The organism is Vibrio sp. A37, from assembly GCF_059777565.1.
On sequence record NZ_JBLNLI010000009.1, the window covers coordinates 167,356 to 189,195 of the forward strand.

The window sequence follows — 21,840 nt, forward strand, 5'->3', positions numbered from 1 at the left end:
ATGCATGAGCTTTCGATCAGTTTAAAAACAATAGATTTGGTCTCTGAACAGGCCAAAAGTCACGGTGTTGATAAGGTTACTGGCGTCACTTTAAGTGTAGGGGCTCTTTCCTGTATTGAGCCAGAGGCACTGATGACTGGCCTTGAGTTCGCCAGTAGAGAAACAGTAGCCGAAGGAGCCAAATTCAATATCGAAATGGTGGCTGCAACAGCCATATGTCTCGATTGTAGGCAGTATGTCGGCGTGAAAAGCCATATGGATGTTTGCTCTAACTGCCATAGCCATCAGCTGCAAATCGAGACAGGTGAAGAATTAAAAGTTAAACATATTGAGGTAGCGTAGTATGTGTAATGTTTGTGGATGTGGCGATAGCCACATAGAAGGACACTCACACGATCACAGTCATGAGCATTCCCATGACCATGATTCCCATGCTCACCAGCATTCCCATAGTGAGCATTCACACTCCCATGATCACTCTCAACCTGTTGTGATTCATCATCACTATCATCATACCGGTGATGTTCACCATCATGTCCATTATCACGGTATGACAGAGCATCAGACACATAGTCATCAAGCAAACACTTCCGAGGTTCATCAACCTGAACAACTATCAAATGGTGATCTCCATTATGGAAAAGGTGAAGCTCAGGTCCATGTATCTGGGGTATCTCAGCGTCAATTGATTAGCCTTGAGCAGGACATTTTGGGCAAGAATAACCATGTGGCTGAGCACAATCGAGAGCACTTTGTCGCGAATGAACAGCTAGTGCTGAACCTAGTGTCGAGTCCGGGCTCTGGTAAAACCACGCTATTGACTGAGACGTTAAATCGAATCAAGCAACATTATTCATGCGCCGTAATAGAAGGTGATCAGCAAACCAGCAACGATGCAGAGCGCATTCGCGCGACGTCTGTGCCAGCCATACAAATCAATACCGGTAAAGGTTGCCACCTAGACGCTGATATGATCCATAAGGCATACCACCAATTAGATATTGGTAAGCAAGGCGTTCTATTTATAGAAAATGTAGGAAATTTAGTTTGTCCCGCTAGTTTCGATTTGGGTGAACACAGCAAAGTAGCGATACTGTCTGTGACTGAAGGGGAAGAAAAGCCTTTGAAGTATCCAAATATGTTCGCTGCTTCTGATCTGATGCTTATCAATAAGATCGACCTGTTAGATTACGTTGATTTCGACATTGACGCTTGTATCGCAAATGCAAAGTTGGTCAATCCAAATATTCAAGTTATCAAGGTTTCTGCGCGTACTGGCGAGGGTTTAGAAGCTTGGGAAAGCTGGATTCAACAGCAACTAGGATCGCTTGGCAGCGATCGTTAGCTTACTTCGCTCTATTGACGTTTTTTATTAAATAAAGCCTTTCTCACTTATCGTGAGAGAGGTTTGTTTGGGATTTTATTATGTATAAAAACAATCATTTATAGGTGTTTTATGAAATTTATTGCCGCAGTTTGCGGACTGTTTACACTATTTGTGATGAGTAGTTCTTCAGCTATGACTTTCGACCAACTTACAAAAAAAAATCCTGATTCCTATCAGATCGTTGATTGCCGAGACAGTAACACTTTTAATGGCTGGTCGAGCAAAAATTATCCTAGAGGTGGCCATTTTCCTAACGCCACTAACATTGACGCCAATTGGCTACCTTTACTTAATGACAGAAATTTAGCTAACGTATTGAATTTACATGGTTTAAAAACCGACCTGCCCACATATTTATACTGCTCAACTCAAAAAGAACAAGCACTTATCTCTCGCTTGAAAAAACTGCATTATACAGATGTTCATGTGATAGATCAGCCTATCAACGAATACTCCGGTAAGCTCGATTCCTTCCCAAATTATCAACATTTAGTCCCAGCTTGGTGGGTGAATGAATTGTTACAGGGTAAGCTTGTTAGTTACGAACCAAATAAAGATTACAAGGTTATCGAGGTTGCGTGGGGTAAGCCAACTTGGTATCTCAAATCGCATATTCCTGGGGCGTTGTACTTAGATACTGATGATATCGAATCTAAGCCACTTTGGAACAAAGTGCCGAATGATCAGTTGAAGATAACACTGCAAAGACTAGGAGTAAGTCAAAATACGACAGTAATTTTATACGGAAGAGATATGTCCGCCGCATCAAGAGCAGCGAATATAATGATGTATGCAGGTGTTAAAGATGTTCGCCTAATTAACGGTGGTTGGAGCGCGTGGAAAAGGGGGAAGTATCCCGTAGAATCTCTAAAAATCAATCATGCTAAACCAGTACAATTTGGCGCCCAAATACCTCAGCACCCAGAGTACCTTATTGATTTAGTGCAGGCGAAGCAGCTTTTAAAAGATCGCGAACATAGCTCACTCGTTAGTATTCGTAGTTGGCCAGAGTTTATTGGTAAAACAAGTGGTTATAGCTACATCAAGCCTAAAGGTAGAATTGAAGGGGCCCGTTGGGGGCATTCAGGGACGGACTCGCATCATTTGCAAGATTTCCACAATCCTGATGGTACAATGATTAGTCCAAACATTATTACCAAGCACTGGAACCAATGGAATATTTACGCCGACCAAAATGTTGCCTTCTATTGTGGAACAGGGTGGAGGGCATCTGAAGCATTCTTTTATGCATATGTCATGGGCTGGAAACACATTAGCGTTTATGATGGCGGTTGGTATGAATGGAGTTCGATTTCATCTGATCCGGTTGCTAAGGGGCCAATAAACGCACCAAAGAAATTAGCAAGCCACTAAGTGTATAAGTGATACCTGATATGAGCCCAAAATATATTTTAGCGCATTGGCAAATATAACTTGTACAGCTTAAAAACTGCTCACTATTTTGGTGTGAAATGTTGAATATTTGCACCAAAATAGTTTCTTGATACTACCTAGATCACCTTTGGTGAAGGCGAACATGACAACCTTGAAACGTTATCCACATTTTCTGTGGACAAACTAGTGGGAAACTTAAAGAAAAGGCTTTGTCAAACTCGGCGTTATCTTTTTTGTATAACGGTTTTATATATCTAAATATCAAAATCGAATTACATTACATCCATTAAATAATCTTTTTTATACAGCTAGTTATGTCAGCAACCTTGATAGGCAAGATCGTATTTTCAATAGTTTGAATCCTATCTTTCTTGGCAAAGCAGGGGAATTTAAAATGATAAGTTTATTAATAGAGCAAAGCCGATAAATTGTTATCACATTTTCTTAGTAAGGTGTTAGCAAGTTGTTAGTATGATCTTGTGTCCCTCATCGATATTACATTTCTGTTTTACACATGCTTCTAGATAAAACTATTTTGCAAACGAATAGTTTTATCTCGTCATGGAGTTTTAAACCTGACTAAAACCTTTCCATCACTGTTAATCGTTTTTAAAACTGCTAGCTTTAGTGACAGGGTAATTGAAACAGTCATCGTGACAAAGATGGCTATCATAATCATAAGTTGATATTTAATCGCCAAAATAGGGCTAGCCCCGCTCAATATTTGACCTGTCATCATCCCAGGCAAGGTAACAAGGCCAGTTGTCGTCATTGAAGCGAGTATTGGAGCTAGAGATTTTTGCAATGATACTTGGATAAAAGGGCGGGTTGCATAGCTTGTTGAGGCTCCTAAAGATATCGCTGCTTCATATTCAGATCTTCTTTCTTCTAGAGAAGTATATAGATTTTGTAATGCAACAATATTACCACTTAAGCTGTTACCTAAAAGCATGCCTGCCAGCGGAATGAGATATTGAGCACTATATAATGGAACTGGTTTCACCAGTACTGCGCAAATTAAAACTAGCATAGGTATCATTGCAACGAATAGGCCCGTAGACACTGGCATGAATAATTTCGTTTTAGGTAACTGGCTCTTGCTTATGATGGAGCTAGAGCCAATAAGAACCATTAAGAGCAGCCAACCAGTATTGATATAGAAATTGTTGATTCTAAATAGATATTCCAAGTAAAGCCCGACTAAAATCAGCTGTATGCTCATACGGGTAACACTAATTAATATGTCCTTACTTATCTTCAATTGAAATTGAGCGCAGATCCCTAGTGGAATAAGTAGGGTGCTAGCAAAAAGTACTAATTGCCACCATGTGATATTGATTATTCCGTTCAACGTTTTCTCCAAAAATTTTGTTCTGTCTCGGTGCACGGACTCTTTAAGGTTAACGATACCTAGGGGCTACAGAGTGTAACATGCTAAGTGCAAGCGTTTGTTAAATAGCCATTTTTAAATGACTATTCTGAGTCAGAAATTAGAGCTCCCATCCAGTTTGATACGCTGATGTATTATTGGAATCATGTTGAGTAGATAGATACTTATTCATAACCTGCTGATGATTATCGGTCACTATTGTAAACGTTTACATATATAGCTGGTAATAATCACAATATTTCTTATAACCCAATTTCATTAAAATAAATCTTGGATGTAGATCAAACTAACCAAGCAAAGATGTAACTAATTTTAAAGTATTTCATTCTAGGTGTAATTATTTACGCAAAATGTGCTTAATTTTATAATTTTGCAATCTTATGTTCCAAATTGGTGGGGTTTTTCTTAAGTATAGGTTTGGATTCTATAGGATATTGATAGATTTAAATTCTGATAGATTGATTATTTTAGAATAATATTCTTAGTGTTTTTATTTGTCTATGTGATCTCCATCACCAAAACATTTTAGTGTAATCGTTACCATTCATCCTGTGACTGATTAAGGAAAAGGGTAAGTCAGATTTCCATCAAATGATGAGATCTGAAGATCGGTTGGCTACACAAGTCAGGGAATCGCTTTTTAGTATAGGGGTAGTTAGGAGACGATAAGCTTTGCTTCACTCGACTAGGCTAACTACTCAAGTATTAAATCTGCGGTAAATCATTATTCATATTACAAATTGGCTGTAGTAACCGTGTGAATAGAGTCGAGAAATGTTACGTCTCTACAACTTATAACAAAGCATACATTGCACTGTTACTAGGGCTGAAAAATAAATATAAAAGAGACTCTACTATGGCAACAGTGATTACTGACAGAAGTACTGATGGCGCATCTTCTTTTGATAAGGATGATGCTGGCCTAAATAGACATGTGTTCATTGCTTGTATTATTGCAGCGTTGGCAGGTTTGTTATTTGGGTTGGATATTGGTGTTATTTCCGGAGCACTTCCGTTTATCGCCAAAGAATTTGGTTTAGCGACTCATACTCAAGAGTGGGTTGTAAGCTCCATGATGTTTGGTGCGGCTGTAGGCGCAGTCGGCTCAGGTCCTTTATCGAGAAAGTTTGGTCGTAAGTACAGCTTGATTGTTGCTTCGGTTCTTTTCTCCGTTGGCTCTCTAGGATGTGCATTGGCTGGCAACCCAGAGATTCTAATTGTATTCCGTGTACTACTTGGTTTAGCTGTAGGTGTTGCGTCGTTTACAGCTCCACTATATTTGTCAGAAATTGCACCACAAAGGTTACGTGGTAGTCTTATCTCAATGTACCAATTGATGATCACTATCGGCATTGTTGTCGCGTTTTTGTCAGACACTGCGTTTAGCTATGAAGGTCAATGGCGCTGGATGCTCGGAGTTATTACAATTCCAGCATTGATCCTATTTATCGGAGTATTAATGCTTCCTCGTAGCCCACGTTGGTTAGCTCTTCAAGGCCGTCACGTTGAAGCGAAAGAAGTGCTTGAACTACTTCGTGGTTGTAATGTTTCAGCTAAGAAAGAACTTGATGCAATCCGTGAAAGTTTAAAAGTTAAACAAAGTGGCTGGAGCTTATTTAAGTCGAACAGCAATTGTCGCCGAGCCGTTTATCTAGGAATAGTTTTACAGGTAATGCAACAGTTCACTGGTATGAATGTTGTTATGTACTATGCACCTAGAATCTTCAAGATTGCGGGCTTCGCGAGCACGGAACAGCAGATGTGGGGTACAGTTATTGTTGGCCTAGTCAATGTATTTGCTACTTTCATCGCGATTGGTTTAGTGGACAAATGGGGTCGTAAACCAGTGCTGAAGCTAGGCTTCTTGGTGATGGCAGCAGGCATGGCGATATTAGGTACTCTACTTCATATGGGTGTTTCCACTGCTGCTGAGCAATACTTCGCAGCATTCGTATTACTTGTCTTTATTGTAGGCTTTGCAATGAGTGCAGGACCACTAATTTGGGTTCTATGTTCAGAAATTCAACCACTTAAAGCTCGCGATTTTGGTATCACTGTTAGTACAGCGACAAACTGGATTGCAAATATGATTGTCGGTGCAACTTTCCTAACTTTCTTGCAAGTTCTAGGTAATGCTCAGACGTTTTGGTTGTACGCTGCCCTAAACGTTATTTTTATCTTCGTTACTATGGCTCTTATTCCAGAAACAAAAGGCGTAAGCTTAGAAAAAATAGAACAAAATCTAATGAATGGAGTATCGCTATCTAAACTAGGTAGAAAATAAATTAGATATTTGTCATTCCCTACATATGGAAGCTAAAGGAGCAGAGATGCTCCTTTTTTGTGTTTATTCGCTGGTAAAAATAGGACAATTTCATATTTTCCGGTAGAGTAGGGCACCTTGAAATAGCCTGAGCTTAGGTTATGTATCCATTTGGACGCGAAGTTATCGATTCGGCCTATTTGGGTATAGCTGTTTGTCAGGCCTAGTAAGTAAGAACTGGCTTTGACAGAGTAGAGAAAGAATATATTAGTAGGTAAAAGTATGATTTTAGTGGTCGGACACAAGAATCCAGATAGCGATAGTGTGTGCAGTGCGTTAGTAGCAAGTGATTTGTTGAGAGCTCGTGGATTAGACGCGACACCTGTGCGTCAAGGTGAGATTAATAGAGAAACTCAACATATTCTTCAAACTGCTGGCGTCGATCAACCAGAGCTTCGTACTCAGGTTGCAGGTGAGAAAGTTTGGTTGGTTGATTATACCGATCTATCACAAGCTCCGGACGATATTGCTCAAGCGGAAATCTTGGGGATCGTCGATCATCACCGACTAGGTGACGTAATGACAGTAAACCCTCTTGAAGCATGGATTTGGCCAGTTGGTTGTACTTGTACCATATTGTTTAATATCCACAAAATTGAACAGGTTGAGATAAGTAAAACGAACGCCTTACTGATGATGTCAGCTATTCTTTCAGATACAGTGGGTTTTGCTTCTCCAACCTGTACACCGAAAGATAAAGAGGCGGTAGAAGAGCTGGCTAAGATCGCGAAAGTTGAAGACTTAGATCAGTTTATTCGTGAACTGCTCATTGCAAAAACTGACATTGAAGGTTTATCGGCATCCGAGCTTGTTGAAAAAGACTTAAAAGCTTATCCATTCAATGATCGTGATGTTGTTGTAGGTCAAATCGAGCTGGCTACGTTAGATCAAGTTGATGGCATGATAGATGCCCTGCAATCAGATTTAGAGCGTCGTTGCGAGTACGATAAATTGGCATTTGCTGCAGTGATGCTAACAGACATTACAACTGCACAAACTAGACTTATCTATGCTGGGGAGTGGTCAACGAAACTAGACTCTCATCTCCAAGATGGGCTCCTCATGATGGAGAATACGTTAAGCCGTAAGAAACAAGGCTGGCCTTGGTTGCAGCAGCAATTAGCGTAATTATCCCGAGTTCTGGTTAATTAACCTAATTAAAAAACCACACTTCTTAGAGCGTGTTACCCGGTAGAGGTTACACGCTCTAAATGTTTTAGGTACTAACTAAAAAGCGCTAACTTGAACTCTTTTTACCAAAACAAGGCGCTTGGTTAAAATGGCTCTCGACCATTCTCTGAGTGATGGTATGACTTGGGTTCGATAAAACTTCTAACGTGTTACCCGCTTCAACCACTTCTCCTTCATGCATTACCATTACTTTGTCGGTGATATGTTTAATGATGCCGATATGTTGTGATACATACACAAAAGAAACCCCCATTTCATCTTGAAGGTCTAAAAATAGGTTGATGATTTGGGAACGCATTGCCATATCGAGGCCGTTTAGTGCTTCATCTGCAACAATGATTGATGGCTGTAGAATAAGAGCGCGAGCAAGACAGACTCTTTGTTTTTGTCCTGCTGCCAACATCTGTGGATAGAAATACGCATGTTCAGGAAGTAAGCCAACACGTAAAAGTGTCTCTTTTATTCGGCTCATACGAGCCTCGGTGGTCATGTTTGTGTTTCGCTTCAGTGGCCCTTCTAATATTTTTCCAATTTGAATCCGTGGATTGAGGGATGTATTTGGATCTTGGAAAATCATTCTGATCAACTTACAACGGGTAGAGTAATCTTTGTGTTTAAGCTGCTCACCGTTAACCAGTATCTCTCCAGAAGTCGGTTTTACCATACCAGCCAGCATTCTAGCCAGTGTTGATTTGCCAGATCCATTCTTGCCAATAAACCCGATGGTTTGTCCAGCCTCTAGATTAAATGTCACGGGCTTTACAGCATGCTGAGCCTTTTTTCGAAATAAGCCCGAACGCGTGTAAAAGTTTTTCGATAGCTCTCTGACCTCTAACAACGAACTCATGCCTTTTTCTCCATATTAAGTGGGAAATGGCAAGCAAACTTATGATTTTTAACTTGCTTCATTAGTGGCATTTGTACACATTGCTTTTGAGCATGTGGACACCTTGGCCCCAAACGGCAACCTATTGGCAAGTGCTGTAGAGGTGGAATCGAACCAGGTAGCGATTGAAGCTTTTGTTTTTGAGGAACATCGTCATTGAAATCTGGCATGGCATTGAGCAATGCCTCGGTATAGGGGTGCTTGGGTGTTGATAATATCTTGTTGGTGTTCGCAGACTCGACAGCCTGACCACAATACATAACCGTAATGCGCGTTGCCCATTGAGTGATGGTGGTTAAGTCATGACCAATCAAAAGAATGGTTGTATTGTTGACTTGATTCATCCGACTTAACAGGCGCAAAATCTGTGACTGCGTAATTGGGTCAAGATCGTTTGTTGGCTCATCGGCAATGAGTATTTTAGGTTTTGCAGCTATCGCCATAGCAATCATCACCTTTTGACATTCTCCATCGGTGAGTTCATAAGGATAGCTTTTCATAATGCGGCTATGCTCTTTGATTCCAACTTTATGCAGCAACACGATTGCTTGATTTTTCTTCCATTTAAACCTTTCCCAAAATTTGCCTTTAAAAGTGTGTGCGGGAATTGATTCGATAAGCTGTCTGCCAACTTCTTCTGACGGGTCTAGACAGGTTGAGGGCTCTTGAAAGATCATGGCGATATCGCGAGCAACTACTCTTCGTCGCTCGCGCGTTGTAAGTTGTAGTAAATCAATGTCACCTAAGCGCATTCTATCTGCGCTGATTCTCCAGCTAGGCTTGCTAATGCCTACAAGGGCTTTCGCAATCAAACTTTTTCCTGAGCCCGATTCGCCGACGAGGCCACGAATTTCACCTTCATTCATGGTAAAGCTCATTTTGTCTACGGCCTTTACCATCCCTTGAGGTGTTTCTATTTCGATAGTTAAATGACGGATATCCAGTAAGGCCATTATTCGACTCCCGCATTTAGTGAAGTTCGCGCGCCTTCACCAACAAGGTTTATCACAATAACAACAAACATGATTGCGAGACCTGGCAGGGTGACTGTCCATGGTGCTAAGTAGATTAATTCTACTGCGTCTCCTAATATTGCCCCCCATTCCGTGCTAGGGGACTGAGCTCCTAACCCTAGAAATCCGAGGGCGGAAATATCCAAAATTGCAACAGATAAAGCTAATGTAGCCTCAGCGGTGATAACTGCCAGTATGTTTGGGAGTATCGAATTCCACAGTAAATAGAAGTCCCGTGCACCATCTAACCGTGCGGCCATAATATAGTCTTTTTCTATCTCATCATGGACGGCGATATAAACGGAACGAATAAAGCGAGGGATGAGTGCAAGCCCGATAGCTATTAAGATATTCAGCTCACCAAAACCAAAAAATGCGACGAAAATAATAGCGAGAAGCATAGATGGAATAGACATGACAGTATCAAGTAGATGATTAAGGGTGCTCGATAACAACCCTTTTGTCATACCTGCGAGGATACCAATCGTGCAGCCAATGATACTGGCGACTAAGGTAACAATAACAGCCGCACCAAAGGTTAACCTTGAACCTACGATGATGCGCGAGAGAATATCTCTCCCTAGATCGTCAGTCCCAAAGAAATACTCAACCGTGCCTTTTGAATCCCATGAGGGTGGAATGAGTAAATGGCTCGATTGCGCTTGTGGGTCGTGCGGAGTGATCCAAGGGGCAGCGATGGTAACGATAGTAATAAACAATAAGCACCAAAAACCAAACATCGCCATGCTATTGTTTCGATAGCTACGCCAAAACCGCTCGAACTGAGTTGGGATATGTTCTTCTTGATAGACACTATTTGTTAGCATACCACTCTTTCCTTACTAACGGATTAACTAATGCTCCAAAAAGATCTGAGAGGATATTTGCGCTCAGAACCAATGTGCCAACGACGATAACGCCAGCTTGAATTTCTACATAGTCTTGATTTGATAACGCTTCCAGTAACCAACGCCCAATTCCCGGCCAATTAAAGATTGACTCTGCGATGATTGCTAAGGTAAGCATACTGGAAAGCTGCACTCCAAGCTTCGGTACGATTGGCGGAATCGCATTTCTAAGCACATGCTGGAAGACAATTCGATAGATAGATAAGCCACGGATACGGGCCGCTCGAATGTAATTTTTCGTCATAACATCGGTAACCGTGTTTCTCATTAATTGAATGACCTGAGTTGTCGGTGCTAATGCGAGTACCGAACAGGGCAATATCAAATGCTCTAGTACGCTTCTAAATGCTTGAGCACGATATTGTTTATCCACAAATAAGGAGTCAATTAGAGCAAACCCAGTCACGTGATGTACTTGGTAGAGAAGGTCATATCGACCAGACACGGGAAACATTTGAAAGTGGAGAGAAAACACCATAATGAGCAAGAGCGCTATCCAATATATGGGGGCTGAGTATCCTGACATGGAAATGAAAGAAATGAGAGTATCAATCCATTTTCCCTGCTTCATTCCTGCCAATGTTCCTATGGGGATTCCTACTAAGACCGACATCAAAAAAGCAATGATACAAAGCTCTAACGTTGCTGGAAATACGACTGCAAGTTCGCTCACAATCGGAGTGCCTGATTTGCTAACACCAAAATTTAAATGCATTAAATCACTGAGATACAGCATCCAGCCATGCCAAAAGCCGACTTTAAGCCAAGCAGAGTCGGGGTCGAGTCGCAATAAACTGAATCCTACTATGGTGAGAATGAGCAGGGTAATAATGAACAGATTAAAGCGCCTGATTGAATACCAAAGCATTTATCTAATTCTCTCAACTAAATCAAAAGGTTGTGTGTTGAATGGACTGACTCGAAATCCTGATAATGAGTCATCATAAGCTTGAAAGTGCATGCCATGTGCGATTGGAATCACAGGAAACTCATCGTTAAGAATATTCAGCGCCTGTCGGTATAAATTAAGGCGATATCTTGGGTTATCCACCTCCAATGCGAGATCGAGTAATTGATCGAAATCTCCATCACACCAACTTGATACATTTAAACCTGCTTTTTGTGAGTCGCAGGAAAGGATTGGTCGCAAGAAACTATCCGGGTCTCCAGTGTTAGCAATGAGCCCTGACAAGGCAAGGTCAAAGGAAGACCTATCATCTATGTCACTGCTGTCAAAGCGATCTTCAGTTACGATGTCCAATTCTATCCCTATATCTGCTAAATTCGCTTGAATGAGTTCTGCAGTTTTTATCGGACTTGGATTGTATGCTCTAGGATCCAATGGTACCGACATGGTTAATGCTAACCCAGTGCTATAACCGGCCTCTCTTAATAATGCGATGGCGTAATTTCTGTCATAGCGCACTTGAGTTTGATCTTTCCTGTAAACCCAAGAGTTCGGGGGTAATATTGAGTAGGCTAGACTGCCTGTTCCGTAGTATACAGAATCAAGAATATTTTGTCTGTTAATTGCGAAGCTTAGTGCTTTTCTTACTCGTGCATCATTTAGTGCAGGGTGAGTTGTGTTAACGGCCACAAAAGAAACATTCATGGCTGGCTTTACAATAAGGTCTAAAAATTGGTGTTGTCGAATAATAGGAATTTGGCTTGAAAGAGGAGAATAGAGGACGTCGCACTCTTGGCGGAGAAATTTAGCAAACGTACCAGTTCCCCGCTGCGAAACATCAAAGACTACTTGTTGCATTTTTACTTTATTTTTCCAATAGTTATTATGCCTTTTTAGTCTAATGAAGTCATTGGTGTGGTGCTCGTCTAGATAAAATGGTCCTGTGCCAATCGGTTTGCTATCGATCATTTGCTTTTCATCAATCAGCTCTAGTTGAGTCGCATATTCTTTAGAGTGGATGACAGCAAAGCTGGTGGCAATGTTGGATAGGAACGAGTTGTCTGGTCGACTTAGAAAAAATTTAACCTTATGATTAGAAAGAACTTTTACATCTTTCACTAGGTCAGCAAAATCAATACTGGCGAACCAAGGGTACAATCCACCCCCAACGAGATGGAATGGATGTTGTGGATCAATAATGCGCTGAAAACTAAAAACGACGTCGTGCGCATTGAGCTCACGACTTGGCTGAAACCAGCTGGTTGATTGAAATTGAATGCCTTTGTTGAGATGAAAGATGTATTCGGTGCCTTTTTTATTGACACTCCAGCTTTTTGCAACGTTGGGTATGGGCTTGTAGCTTTTTTCATCGAGCTTTATCAGAGTGTCAAATAACTGAGGGCTTAAGGCTTCAGAGGTGATGCCACTATCGACAAGTTGTGGGTTAAAGGTATTTGAGCCTTCAAGTCCACAATACACAAATCCACTTTTACGAACTTTACTGTGATCAGCTTTTTCGCCACATCCTGCTAAAAGGCTCAGGCTACACATTCCAAGTGCAAACTTTAACAATACATTCATAGTGCGCTTCATTGAGTGCACAACGCACTAATAGTGCTCCACTCACCAAAATTAGATTGAGTATAGACAGAGTTAAGTGGATCAGTTATCGGGTTTGCTGGAAAGGTTATACTTACGAACCATTCCCCGTAATTGGTGATAACTTAGTCCGAGTAGCTCCGCCGCCTTACGCTGACTATATTTGGCTTCGGCCAAAGTGGCATTTAAGAGCTCAATATCCATACTCTCTTGCCACTCCTTGTAATTCATCGGGAACGTCAAACGTATGTTTTCAGTATGGTTTGCCCTAGGCTCGCTGTCACTATCTTTGCTTGGACTTTTTTCTTTATTCCAACTTGTGTCAAATGGGTTAAAAATAAGCTCTTCTATGGCGTCGTTGGAATGGCCATGCAAGTATATGGCGCGTTCAACGACATTTTTGAGTTCCCTAACATTTCCAGGCCAATCATATTCGACTAGCCGTTGCTTGGCTGTTTGAGAAAACCCGACAAAAAACTCTAACTTTAGCTCACGACACATTCTTATCGCATAGTGTTCAGCCAGCAGCAAGATATCTTGTTTTCTTCGGCGTAGCGAAGGAAGGTGGATCACATCGAAAGCGAGTCTATCCAGCAAATCATACCGAAACTGCCCGTTTTCGGTCATTTCAACCAAGTCTGCGTTAGTCGCACATATCAGGCGAACATTGGCATTGATAGGCGCGTGTCCGCCGACTCGTTCGTATTGCCCATACTCAATCACTCTAAGAAGCTTTTCTTGCACAACTAAAGGTGCTGTGCCGAGCTCATCTAAAAAGAGTGAGCCTTTTTCCGCACGCTCAAAGCGCCCTAAGTGTTTGCCTCTTGAACCAGTGAATGATCCAGCTTCATGCCCAAACAGCTCTGAGTCGATTATTCCCTCACTTAGAGCGGCGCAATTCAATGTCACTAGTGGTTGATCCCAGCGAGGAGAAAGAAAATGTAGTCTTTGCGCGATGAGCTCTTTACCCGTTCCTCTTTCTCCAATGATGAGGACAGGTCGATTAATTGGTGCAAGTTTAGAGACTTTGTCAAGTACGGCGAGAAACTCGGGGGCTTCACCTATTAGATCTTGCTGCATAACATTCTCCGATGAAATGGCAAAATTTACCAATTAGTGGTTAATTTCATCATAACATATCACGGAGGGGATGGTGATAAATTATAATTCATTGAAAAATAAAAATTATTAGTTTGGCACACATATTGAAATACGTATCTTGAAACAGAAAACTCGGTCTCTCATTCGAGGGCATATTGTTAATCAGGAGGTATACAATGGGCATCTTTTCTAGATTTGCTGACATAGTCAATTCCAACATTAGTTCTTTGCTAGACAAAGCAGAGGATCCAGAGAAAATGATTCGTTTAATCATCCAAGAAATGGAAGATACTTTAGTCGAAGTTAGAACAAATTCAGTGAAAGCCATGGCCGACAAAACGGAATTAGAACGTAAGTTGGTGTCATTGGAAGACCATTGCAATGACTGGCAAGACAAGGCGACTCTCGCTTTAACTAAGCAACGTGATGATTTAGCTCGCTCTGCACTTATGGAAAAGCAGAAGCTAGAAGAAATTATCAAGGATTTAAAAAATGAGCAAATCATTTTAGATGAAACAATTGAGAAGCTTACAGGAGAAATCAGTAAGTTAGAGAGTAAAATTACTGAAACACGTGCCAAACAACAATCACTTTCTATTCGAAGTCAAACGGCAAGCAGCCGGCGTGACGTACAAAAGCATTTGCATACGTCTCGTACACATGAAGCGATGGCAAAGTTTGATCAGTATTCTCGTAAAATCGATGAACTTGAAGCAGAAGCCGATCTCTACGCCAATACGGGTAATACTAAATCACTCGACCAAGAGTTTGCCGAACTTCAAGCACAAGATGAAGTCGAAAAGGAACTGGAAAAGTTACGCGCGAAAGTGTCTAAAAATATCAAAAAATAGGAGCTATGCATGATGTCGCTATTACTTACCGGTCCGCTCATTGTTTTCCTAATTTTTGTTGCGCCACTGTGGCTGTTTCTCCACTACCGCAGCAAACGCAAATCAGAAATTGGATTATCAGATGAAGACAATGAGCGTTTGCAGTCTTTGTCAGTGAAAGCTGAATCCATGCAAACGCGAATTGATACCTTGGAGCGTATTCTTGATACCGAAACACCAAATTGGAGGCGTCGATATGAGTAAAGGGTTATATCGAGATACCGTCAATGGCAAGATTTCTGGTGTGTGCGCTGGTCTTGCCAATTACTTCGGTTTAGAGGTTTGGATAGTTCGAATACTGTTTATATCAGCAACACTGTTAGGTGGTTTATTTCTTGTTTTATTAGCTTATATCGCGATGACTTTAATGCTGGACAAGCAGCCTATTGAATACGCCGAAACGATCAAAACTAAGCAGGATCATGTACTCAAAAGTAAGCCGTGGCAAAAAGGTCAAACTCCTGCAGATCTCTTGGATACACTGTCTGGAGATCTAGACAAAATGGAGGCGCAATTGCGTGGGATAGAAGCCTATGTAACCTCAGAGGCATTTAAAGTGGATAGAGAGTTTAGTAAGCTCTAAAGGCTATTGCCTCTCGCCTAAAGTAACAGTTAGAGTACACTGGATTTTAAGCATGTTTTAAATAAGATGGTAAAGGATATCAACATGTGCGAACGTTGCCCTTGGGTGGATTTGAGTAAACCCGACTATGTCGAATATCATGATAAAGAGTGGGGAGTACCAGTTCACGATGATAGAAAGATGTTTGAGTTTTTGGTTTTAGAATCAGCTCAAGCTGGATTGAGCTGGTACACAATATTAAAGCGTAGAGAAGGCTACAGGCAAGCGTTCGCGGATTTTGACTATAAAAAGGTAGCCAAATTTACTCAAGATGATGTGGAATGTCTGATGCAAAACAGCGCTATTATTCGCAATCGCGCCAAAATCGAAGCGGCAATCAATAACGCCAAGCGTTTTATGGAAGTACAACAAGAGTTTGGTAGTTTTAGTCAATATATGTGGGGTTTTGTAGACAATAAAGTTATTGTGAATAACATTGAAACCATCGATGACTATGTCGCGACTTCTCCGATATCGGATGCGTTGAGCAAAGATTTAAAAAAACGAGGATTTAAGTTTATTGGTTCGACAATTATCTATTCTCATTTACAGGCCGCAGGTCTTATCAATGATCACTCCAACCAATGTTTTCGCAAGAAAGAAGTGATGGAGCTCACTTAGTTATTGAGCAAATATTATACAAGTAACAAAATACCACTAAAGCATTATTTCCTTAAATGGAAAACATGAAACTCATTGCTATACTGAATTTGAAAAGGTCAGTTAACAATATTATAACGACAAAACAAGTGGTTAGGGGTTTCACAATATGCTTACTAAATTTTTAGTACCTACATTAGGGGTACTTTTGTTGCTCGCGGTCGCTCTCAGTATATACCTACCTTATATTGAAAAACGCGCTCTCATTGAAGCCTCTACCAACGATGCGATTTCTACCGTAAATCAGTTTAAAACGTTGCGTGGCTACTATACTAAAAACGTAGTCAGTAAGGCGAAAGCCTTTGGTATGAAGCCCCACTACGACCATTCTGGTAAAGACAACATCCCACTTCCAGCAACTCTTGTCCATGAACTGAGTGATTTGATTTCATCAGATGGTTTGTCGTTTAAATTATTCAGTGAGTTTCCATTCCCAAACAGAAGTAGTCGAGAGCTTACGGACTTTCAAAAAAGAGCGTGGCAAGCACTACAGGCTAACCCAAACAAACCTTTTGTTGAAATAGATACTTCATCGAGTGAGCCTTTCTTAAAAGTTGCTTTAGCCGATACTATGCAAGCCCAAGGTTGTGTGAACTGCCATAACTCGCACCCAGAATCGCCAAAAACTGATTGGAAATTAGGTGATGTAAGAGGTGTCTTGGAAGTCGTCAAGCCTCTTGCCCCAATATATGCGCAAGCAAACCAAATCCGTTGGAAAATAATCATGGTGACGTTTGTCGGTATTTTGGCCGTAGCCATTGTTCTCTATATTCTATTTAAGAAAGTAGTGATAGAGCGGACAGATAAGCTTCAAAGATCTTTGGCATCACTTGCCCAAGGAGATGGTGATCTGACTGCTCATTTAGATGAGGGTGGCAAAGATCAGATTAGTGACGTTGCGAAGCAGTTCAACCAATTTTTGACCAAGTTTAGAGGTATTGTTGAATCTATTGTTAGTAGTGCATCTGGTGTAAACCAGTCAGTCAATGAACTCGCAGCCAATGCAGGCAATATATCAGAAAAAATAAACGACCAAAATCATAAAGCGGAGCAAATAAACGCAGTTATTCATCAAATGACGCACAGTATCAAAGATATTGCGAAAGATACGGAAGCTTCGGCGAGCAACATTAGTGAGACAGATATCGAAATTCAAAAAAGCAGTGAAGAAATGCTATCAAGTGTACAGGACATAAAAAACCTTGCGACCAACATGGAAGAGAGCTCTGCGATAATTGAGCAACTCAGTGAGAATAGTAACCAAATTGGTGATGTACTTGATGTCATTAGAAATATATCCGAACAAACAAATCTGCTGGCACTAAATGCAGCGATTGAAGCGGCTAGGGCAGGAGAGCAAGGGCGCGGGTTTGCGGTCGTGGCTGATGAAGTTCGAGCGTTGGCGCACCGTACACATGAATCGGTTGGCTCCATCCAAGATACGGTCGAGTCTTTACAAGATTTAGCAAAGCAAGCGGTTGATAGTGTTACGAGAAATATTGAAACAACGTCTCAAGCCCAAGATCGTGTGTTAAATGTCTCGCAGAGATTGGAGCACTCGAGGCAGCTAGAAGGTGAAATTGCGACCTCTATTGCAAGCATCACTTCAGCCATTGCTCAGCAAACAGATATGTCGGTGCAATTCGAATCTGAAATAGAGCACCTAAAACATTCAACAACAGATTCTCAACAAGAGCTGGCCAAGTTAGTGAAAGATCTTGCGGAAGTCTCTCATCAGGCACAGCAGCTTACAACCGATTTGCGCAAGTTTAAGATATAACTCATCATTAGCTTTACGGAGGGAAAAATGTCAATCACACCTATTGAAAAGAAACTGATACAAGATAGTTTCGCAAAGGTTGAGCCAATTGCGGACCAAGCAGCAGAGATATTTTATGCTAAGTTGTTTCAGTATGATCCGCGTTTGAAATCCCTTTTTAAATCTGATCTTAAGCAGCAAGGTCAAAAGCTTATGGCTACGCTGAAAGTTGCTGTCAAAGGACTAGATGATTTGGAAGAACTTGTTCCTGTTTTACAGCAGTTAGCGAAACGTCATGTAAGTTATGGAGTGACAGCAGATGATTACACACCTGTAGGAAACGCGTTGCTACATACGTTAAAGGTTGGCCTTGGGGCTGACTTTGATGAAACTACAAGGCAGGCGTGGATCAAAACCTACAAAACGATTGCAGAAGTTATGCGTACCGCAGCCTATCCTGACTTCGATAGTACCACTTATAAAAATACGAAGAACTACAATCATGGTACTTAGGCAAATTAACTTTCCTTTTATGGTCATGACAATTGTCACGGCTATTTTTCAGGAACAAAAAATGAGGAGCCCATCGAGCACCTCACTTTACAATGTATATTCGTACGAACCTCATTCAATCCAGCATATCAAGTGGCGGTTATATCTAGTTATTTTTGAGCACTTGATTGTAACGTTTAAACCCGGATTCTAAATCTGCAATTAAGTCTTCTATATCTTCCAAGCCAATATGCAAGCGAATCAATGTGCCAGTAAAGTTAGGGTTCGCGGTTGTCCTAAGGCTATTAAAACTATTCGGCTCGTTTGCTAGGATTAAACTCTCAAACCCTCCCCAAGAATACCCCATTCCAAAATGCTCCATCCCATCGAGTAGTGCTGTGGTAGCCTCGCTGTTACTTTGTTTTAAAACAAATGAGAATAGGCCATTTCCACCTGTGAAATCTCGGGCAAAGAATTCGTGACCCGGACAAGTTGGAAGGCTAGGGTGGCGTACGTGATCGACCTCAGGTCGCGCTGCTAGCCAGTTGGCAATTGTCTTTCCATTTTCGTCATGTTGCTTAAGGCGAACATCAAGAGTTCGAATGCCTCTTAATGCAGCGTAAGCATCATCGGGTGATACACATTGCCCCATCAAGTAGCATTGCTCACGTAGCTGATCCCAATATTTCTCGGTTGCTGTCGCTGTACCTAACATGATGTCAGAATGCCCACCAATGTATTTGGTTGCCGCCTGAATCGAAATATCGACACCGTGTTCAAAAGGAGAGAAATTGACGCCAGCGCCCCATGTGTTGTCAAGCATCACAACCATATGGTGTTCGTGAGCGATTTTAGATAGTGTGGGAATATCTTGCAGTTCCATGGTGATTGAACCGGGAGATTCAGTGAACAGAATTTTGGTATTTGACTGGATAAGTGCGCGAATATCCTCGCCAATCAATGGATCATAGTAGGTGGTTTCGACGCCCATCTTTTTTAGCATGACATTGCAAAAGTCGCGGGTTGGTTCGTAGCAGGTATCAACCATTAAAACATGATCGCCAGTTTCGACAAAAGCAAGAATTGAGTTTGCTATTGCTGCAGCGCCACTTGGAAACAACGCGCATCCCGCACCACCTTCAATTTGGGTCATCGCCTCTTGGAAAGCGAAATGAGTATGAGTGCCACGGCGTCCATAAAATAACGTTTGCTTTGCACGGTTAATGGTTGCTTTTTTCTTATCTGCCACAGTGTTAAATAGTACCGTTGAAGCACGTTGGATTGGTGGGTTAACAACGCCTTGCGTCCACTTTGGGTTTCGACCAGCATTTATCATCTGAGTCTTTTTACTGTGAGCCATAAGATTTCCTTGTTGAATAAAACGTTCGGTTATTTAAACCACAACGCAGTATTGAATTGCAACCCAAACGTGCGCAATATTGAATTAATCAGCACGTTACCTAGATAGAGGAAATCACTAGTGGATGACGTTCAAAGGAAGTTTTTAGACAAATATTTAGACAGCTTCTCTGAGATTGAGAGAAGCAAATACAGTCAGTTTTATGCGGAATATTTTTGTGCTGATGAGCAAAACGCATACATCTGCGCTGGTCTAATTTTATCCGGAGAGAAAAGGTCAACTTGCAGTCTTAAATATTCGTATCAAAAGGAGTGTGAAGCACTTCCACAAGTTGGCCGCCTTACTGTTGTTACTGACTGGGGTGGAAATCCTACATCTATTATTGAGACAACAGAGGTGACAGAGTGTCGATTTTCAGAAGTGACAGTCGAGTTTGCCCGTGCAGAAGGTGAGGGCGATAAAACACTGGAATGGTGGCGCAAAGCCCATTGGGACTTTTTAGCAATGAATGTGAAAGACTGGGTATAGAACCAAGTGACACTATGATGCTAGTACTCAAAAGGTTTAAAGTTGTTTATCAAAACAGTTAAGATCAACCGCTCCTAACTGTTCATTCGCCATTTCCGTTAATTCTTGTAATGTTTTAGCTAGGCTATAGCAGGCTCACCATCAGTAGTGTTGTTACTATTGGCGGAGCGCCATACGCCTAATGCCGCGAGCAGAGCCATGACTAACATAAGTAATCCAACTGGCATTTGGTTTGACGTTGGAATGACGGAAGCAATTAAAGCAACGAGGCCAGCTCCTAAATTTTGCATGCCACCAAGAATTGCGCCTGCCGTGCCCGCATGACTTGGAAAAGGTATTAAAGCTCCTGTAATTGCTGCTGGATACAAAATACCGCCACCAAAGAAATACAACACTGCTCCGCTAACTAGGGTAGGTGCGTTGGTGGCCCCCATTAATCCAGGAATCAGAATGACAAAGGAGCCAATGATGATGGCGGCTACCCCAGCAATGAGTGATGCGTTGTTTCCATAGCGTTTAACAAGCTTTCCGGAAACACTGGCGCCAACAAGGTAGCCCGGAATGGGTATAACGAATAACATGCTAACAGCTAAAGCTGAGTAGTGCAGTACGCCACCAAATAATACCCCTGAAGCGGCCTCAAAGACGGCGACACCCGAAAATGTTGCGACTAGACAAATTAGGTAGCCTTGAAAACTTTTATCGGATAAGACAGTTCGATAGCTGGTAGAAACTGGCTCTGGCTTTCTTCTTTCTTTGGGCAAGGTTTCGGTCATGCTAGTCATCATTGCCAAAGTAACACCGACACTAAAAAGTGTTAGAAATAGATAGCTTGCTCGCCAACCAAACGTGTCTGACAGGTAACCACCCAGTAGTGGTGCGGCAAGAGGTGAGAATATAACACACATACTGATCAGGCTATTTACTCTATGCAAGTCAGTGCCAGTAAAGCAATCTCGAGTTAATGTTCGGCACATTACACCGCCACAGCCAATACCGACACCTTGAATAAAGCTTCCTACTAAAAACCAATCAAATTGCTCTGAAAATAAAGCGATTAATGTGCCGATGATATAAACGAAGAGTCCAAAAAGAATTATCGGTTTTCTGCCTATTCGATCAGAAATAGGGCCATAAATAAATTGGGAAAAGCCATATGGAATAAGATAGAAAGCCATCACGGCTTGTAGTGAAGAAGCAGAAACCAAATACTCCTTTGCCATAGATGCGATAGAAGGTACATACATGGTTTGGGTCATCTGTCCAACCGCGGTCAATATTGCAATCAGAAATGTCAGCTTTGCCAATGAAAAACTTCTAGTCATTTATATCTTCAACCATTAAAAATGAGAGGTATCATTGAGATACCAAAACTGGTTCTTCACCGCTTAAGTGAGCTTGATTTTTGGGTAAAACATAGAGTGTGTTT

Annotated in this window: 20 protein-coding genes and 1 pseudogene; 12 read left to right on the forward strand and 9 right to left on the reverse strand. The window is 41.5% G+C overall.

The window, feature by feature from the left end; translation table 11 throughout:
- From hypA to ACM2FC_RS16275, 3 genes are all read left to right on the forward strand, one after another.
- Positions 1 to 342 carry a hydrogenase maturation nickel metallochaperone HypA gene (gene hypA, locus ACM2FC_RS16265; RefSeq protein WP_498482014.1) on the forward strand — a complete coding sequence of 114 codons (342 nt, stop codon included), beginning with the start codon at positions 1 to 3 and terminating at the stop codon, positions 340 to 342.
- Between the two features lies 1 nt (position 343).
- Positions 344 to 1,345 (forward strand): hydrogenase nickel incorporation protein HypB, encoded by a 1,002-nt coding sequence (gene hypB / locus ACM2FC_RS16270; protein ID WP_498482015.1) that lies wholly within the window; start codon positions 344 to 346, stop codon positions 1,343 to 1,345.
- 111 nt (positions 1,346 to 1,456) lie between these two features.
- Entirely contained in the window at positions 1,457 to 2,761 is a 1,305-nt protein-coding gene (locus ACM2FC_RS16275) for a rhodanese-like domain-containing protein (protein ID WP_498482016.1), read from the forward strand.
- Positions 2,762 to 3,341: 580 nt separating this feature from the next.
- Here ACM2FC_RS16275 and ACM2FC_RS16280 read toward each other — a convergent pair.
- Positions 3,342 to 4,133 carry an ABC transporter permease gene (locus ACM2FC_RS16280; protein ID WP_498482017.1) on the reverse strand — a complete coding sequence of 264 codons (792 nt, stop codon included), beginning with the start codon at positions 4,131 to 4,133 and terminating at the stop codon, positions 3,342 to 3,344.
- A gap of 895 nt (positions 4,134 to 5,028) precedes the next feature.
- Between ACM2FC_RS16280 and ACM2FC_RS16285 the strand changes: the two genes are divergently transcribed.
- Together ACM2FC_RS16285 and ACM2FC_RS16290 are read left to right on the forward strand one after the other, a co-directional pair.
- Positions 5,029 to 6,456, forward strand: coding sequence for a sugar porter family MFS transporter (locus ACM2FC_RS16285; RefSeq protein ID WP_498482018.1), 1,428 nt, complete (start codon positions 5,029 to 5,031; stop codon positions 6,454 to 6,456).
- A 261-nt stretch (positions 6,457 to 6,717) separates the two neighbouring features.
- Positions 6,718 to 7,623, forward strand: coding sequence for a manganese-dependent inorganic pyrophosphatase (locus ACM2FC_RS16290; RefSeq protein WP_498482019.1), 906 nt, complete (start codon positions 6,718 to 6,720; stop codon positions 7,621 to 7,623).
- Positions 7,624 to 7,732: 109 nt separating this feature from the next.
- Here ACM2FC_RS16290 and ACM2FC_RS16295 read toward each other — a convergent pair whose 3' ends face one another.
- The 6 genes from ACM2FC_RS16295 to pspF form a co-directional block, all read right to left on the reverse strand.
- Positions 7,733 to 8,533 carry a peptide ABC transporter ATP-binding protein gene (locus ACM2FC_RS16295; protein ID WP_498482020.1) on the reverse strand — a complete coding sequence of 267 codons (801 nt, stop codon included), beginning with the start codon at positions 8,531 to 8,533 and terminating at the stop codon, positions 7,733 to 7,735.
- Positions 8,530 to 9,525 (reverse strand): peptide ABC transporter ATP-binding protein, encoded by a 996-nt coding sequence (locus ACM2FC_RS16300; protein WP_498482021.1) that lies wholly within the window; start codon positions 9,523 to 9,525, stop codon positions 8,530 to 8,532. The genes ACM2FC_RS16295 and ACM2FC_RS16300 overlap by 4 nt, the downstream gene beginning before the upstream one ends.
- Positions 9,525 to 10,412, reverse strand: a complete 888-nt coding sequence (locus tag ACM2FC_RS16305; RefSeq protein WP_498482022.1) for an ABC transporter permease subunit — start codon at positions 10,410 to 10,412, stop codon at positions 9,525 to 9,527. Before ACM2FC_RS16305 ends, ACM2FC_RS16300 begins: the two co-directional genes overlap by 1 nt.
- Positions 10,399 to 11,361, reverse strand: a complete 963-nt coding sequence (locus ACM2FC_RS16310; RefSeq protein ID WP_498482023.1) for an ABC transporter permease — start codon at positions 11,359 to 11,361, stop codon at positions 10,399 to 10,401. Before ACM2FC_RS16310 ends, ACM2FC_RS16305 begins: the two co-directional genes overlap by 14 nt.
- Positions 11,362 to 12,981, reverse strand: coding sequence for an ABC transporter substrate-binding protein (locus ACM2FC_RS16315; protein WP_498482024.1), 1,620 nt, complete (start codon positions 12,979 to 12,981; stop codon positions 11,362 to 11,364).
- Between the two features lie 81 nt (positions 12,982 to 13,062).
- Entirely contained in the window at positions 13,063 to 14,079 is a 1,017-nt protein-coding gene (pspF, locus tag ACM2FC_RS16320; protein WP_498482025.1) for a phage shock protein operon transcriptional activator, read from the reverse strand.
- Between the two features lie 197 nt (positions 14,080 to 14,276).
- On the opposite strand from pspF, the gene pspA reads away from it, so the two are divergent.
- From pspA to ACM2FC_RS16350, 6 genes are all read left to right on the forward strand, one after another.
- Positions 14,277 to 14,951: a phage shock protein PspA gene (gene pspA / locus ACM2FC_RS16325; protein ID WP_498482026.1), complete on the forward strand. Its 675-nt coding sequence runs from the start codon at positions 14,277 to 14,279 to the stop codon at positions 14,949 to 14,951.
- A gap of 9 nt (positions 14,952 to 14,960) precedes the next feature.
- Positions 14,961 to 15,194: an envelope stress response membrane protein PspB gene (gene pspB / locus ACM2FC_RS16330; RefSeq protein WP_498482027.1), complete on the forward strand. Its 234-nt coding sequence runs from the start codon at positions 14,961 to 14,963 to the stop codon at positions 15,192 to 15,194.
- Complete coding sequence (gene pspC / locus ACM2FC_RS16335) at positions 15,187 to 15,573, forward strand: envelope stress response membrane protein PspC (RefSeq protein WP_498482028.1); 387 nt, start codon at positions 15,187 to 15,189, stop codon at positions 15,571 to 15,573. The genes pspB and pspC overlap by 8 nt, the downstream gene beginning before the upstream one ends.
- A gap of 84 nt (positions 15,574 to 15,657) precedes the next feature.
- Positions 15,658 to 16,233, forward strand: a complete 576-nt coding sequence (locus ACM2FC_RS16340) for a DNA-3-methyladenine glycosylase I (RefSeq protein ID WP_498482029.1) — start codon at positions 15,658 to 15,660, stop codon at positions 16,231 to 16,233.
- A gap of 148 nt (positions 16,234 to 16,381) precedes the next feature.
- Positions 16,382 to 18,052: a methyl-accepting chemotaxis protein gene (locus tag ACM2FC_RS16345; RefSeq protein ID WP_498482030.1), complete on the forward strand. Its 1,671-nt coding sequence runs from the start codon at positions 16,382 to 16,384 to the stop codon at positions 18,050 to 18,052.
- 27 nt (positions 18,053 to 18,079) lie between these two features.
- Positions 18,080 to 18,544 (forward strand): globin family protein, encoded by a 465-nt coding sequence (locus ACM2FC_RS16350; protein ID WP_498482031.1) that lies wholly within the window; start codon positions 18,080 to 18,082, stop codon positions 18,542 to 18,544.
- A 145-nt stretch (positions 18,545 to 18,689) separates the two neighbouring features.
- On the opposite strand, the gene ACM2FC_RS16355 is transcribed toward ACM2FC_RS16350, so the two are convergent.
- Positions 18,690 to 19,883 (reverse strand): cystathionine beta-lyase, encoded by a 1,194-nt coding sequence (locus ACM2FC_RS16355; protein WP_498482032.1) that lies wholly within the window; start codon positions 19,881 to 19,883, stop codon positions 18,690 to 18,692.
- A gap of 120 nt (positions 19,884 to 20,003) precedes the next feature.
- Between ACM2FC_RS16355 and ACM2FC_RS16360 the strand changes: the two are divergent.
- Positions 20,004 to 20,473 (forward strand): annotated as a pseudogene (locus tag ACM2FC_RS16360) (ASCH domain-containing protein).
- A 57-nt stretch (positions 20,474 to 20,530) separates the two neighbouring features.
- Here the strand turns inward: ACM2FC_RS16360 and emrD are convergent.
- A complete protein-coding gene (emrD, locus tag ACM2FC_RS16365) occupies positions 20,531 to 21,736 on the reverse strand; it encodes a multidrug efflux MFS transporter EmrD (protein ID WP_498482033.1) in 1,206 nt (401 codons plus the stop codon).
- Positions 21,737 to 21,840 lie beyond the last annotated feature (104 nt).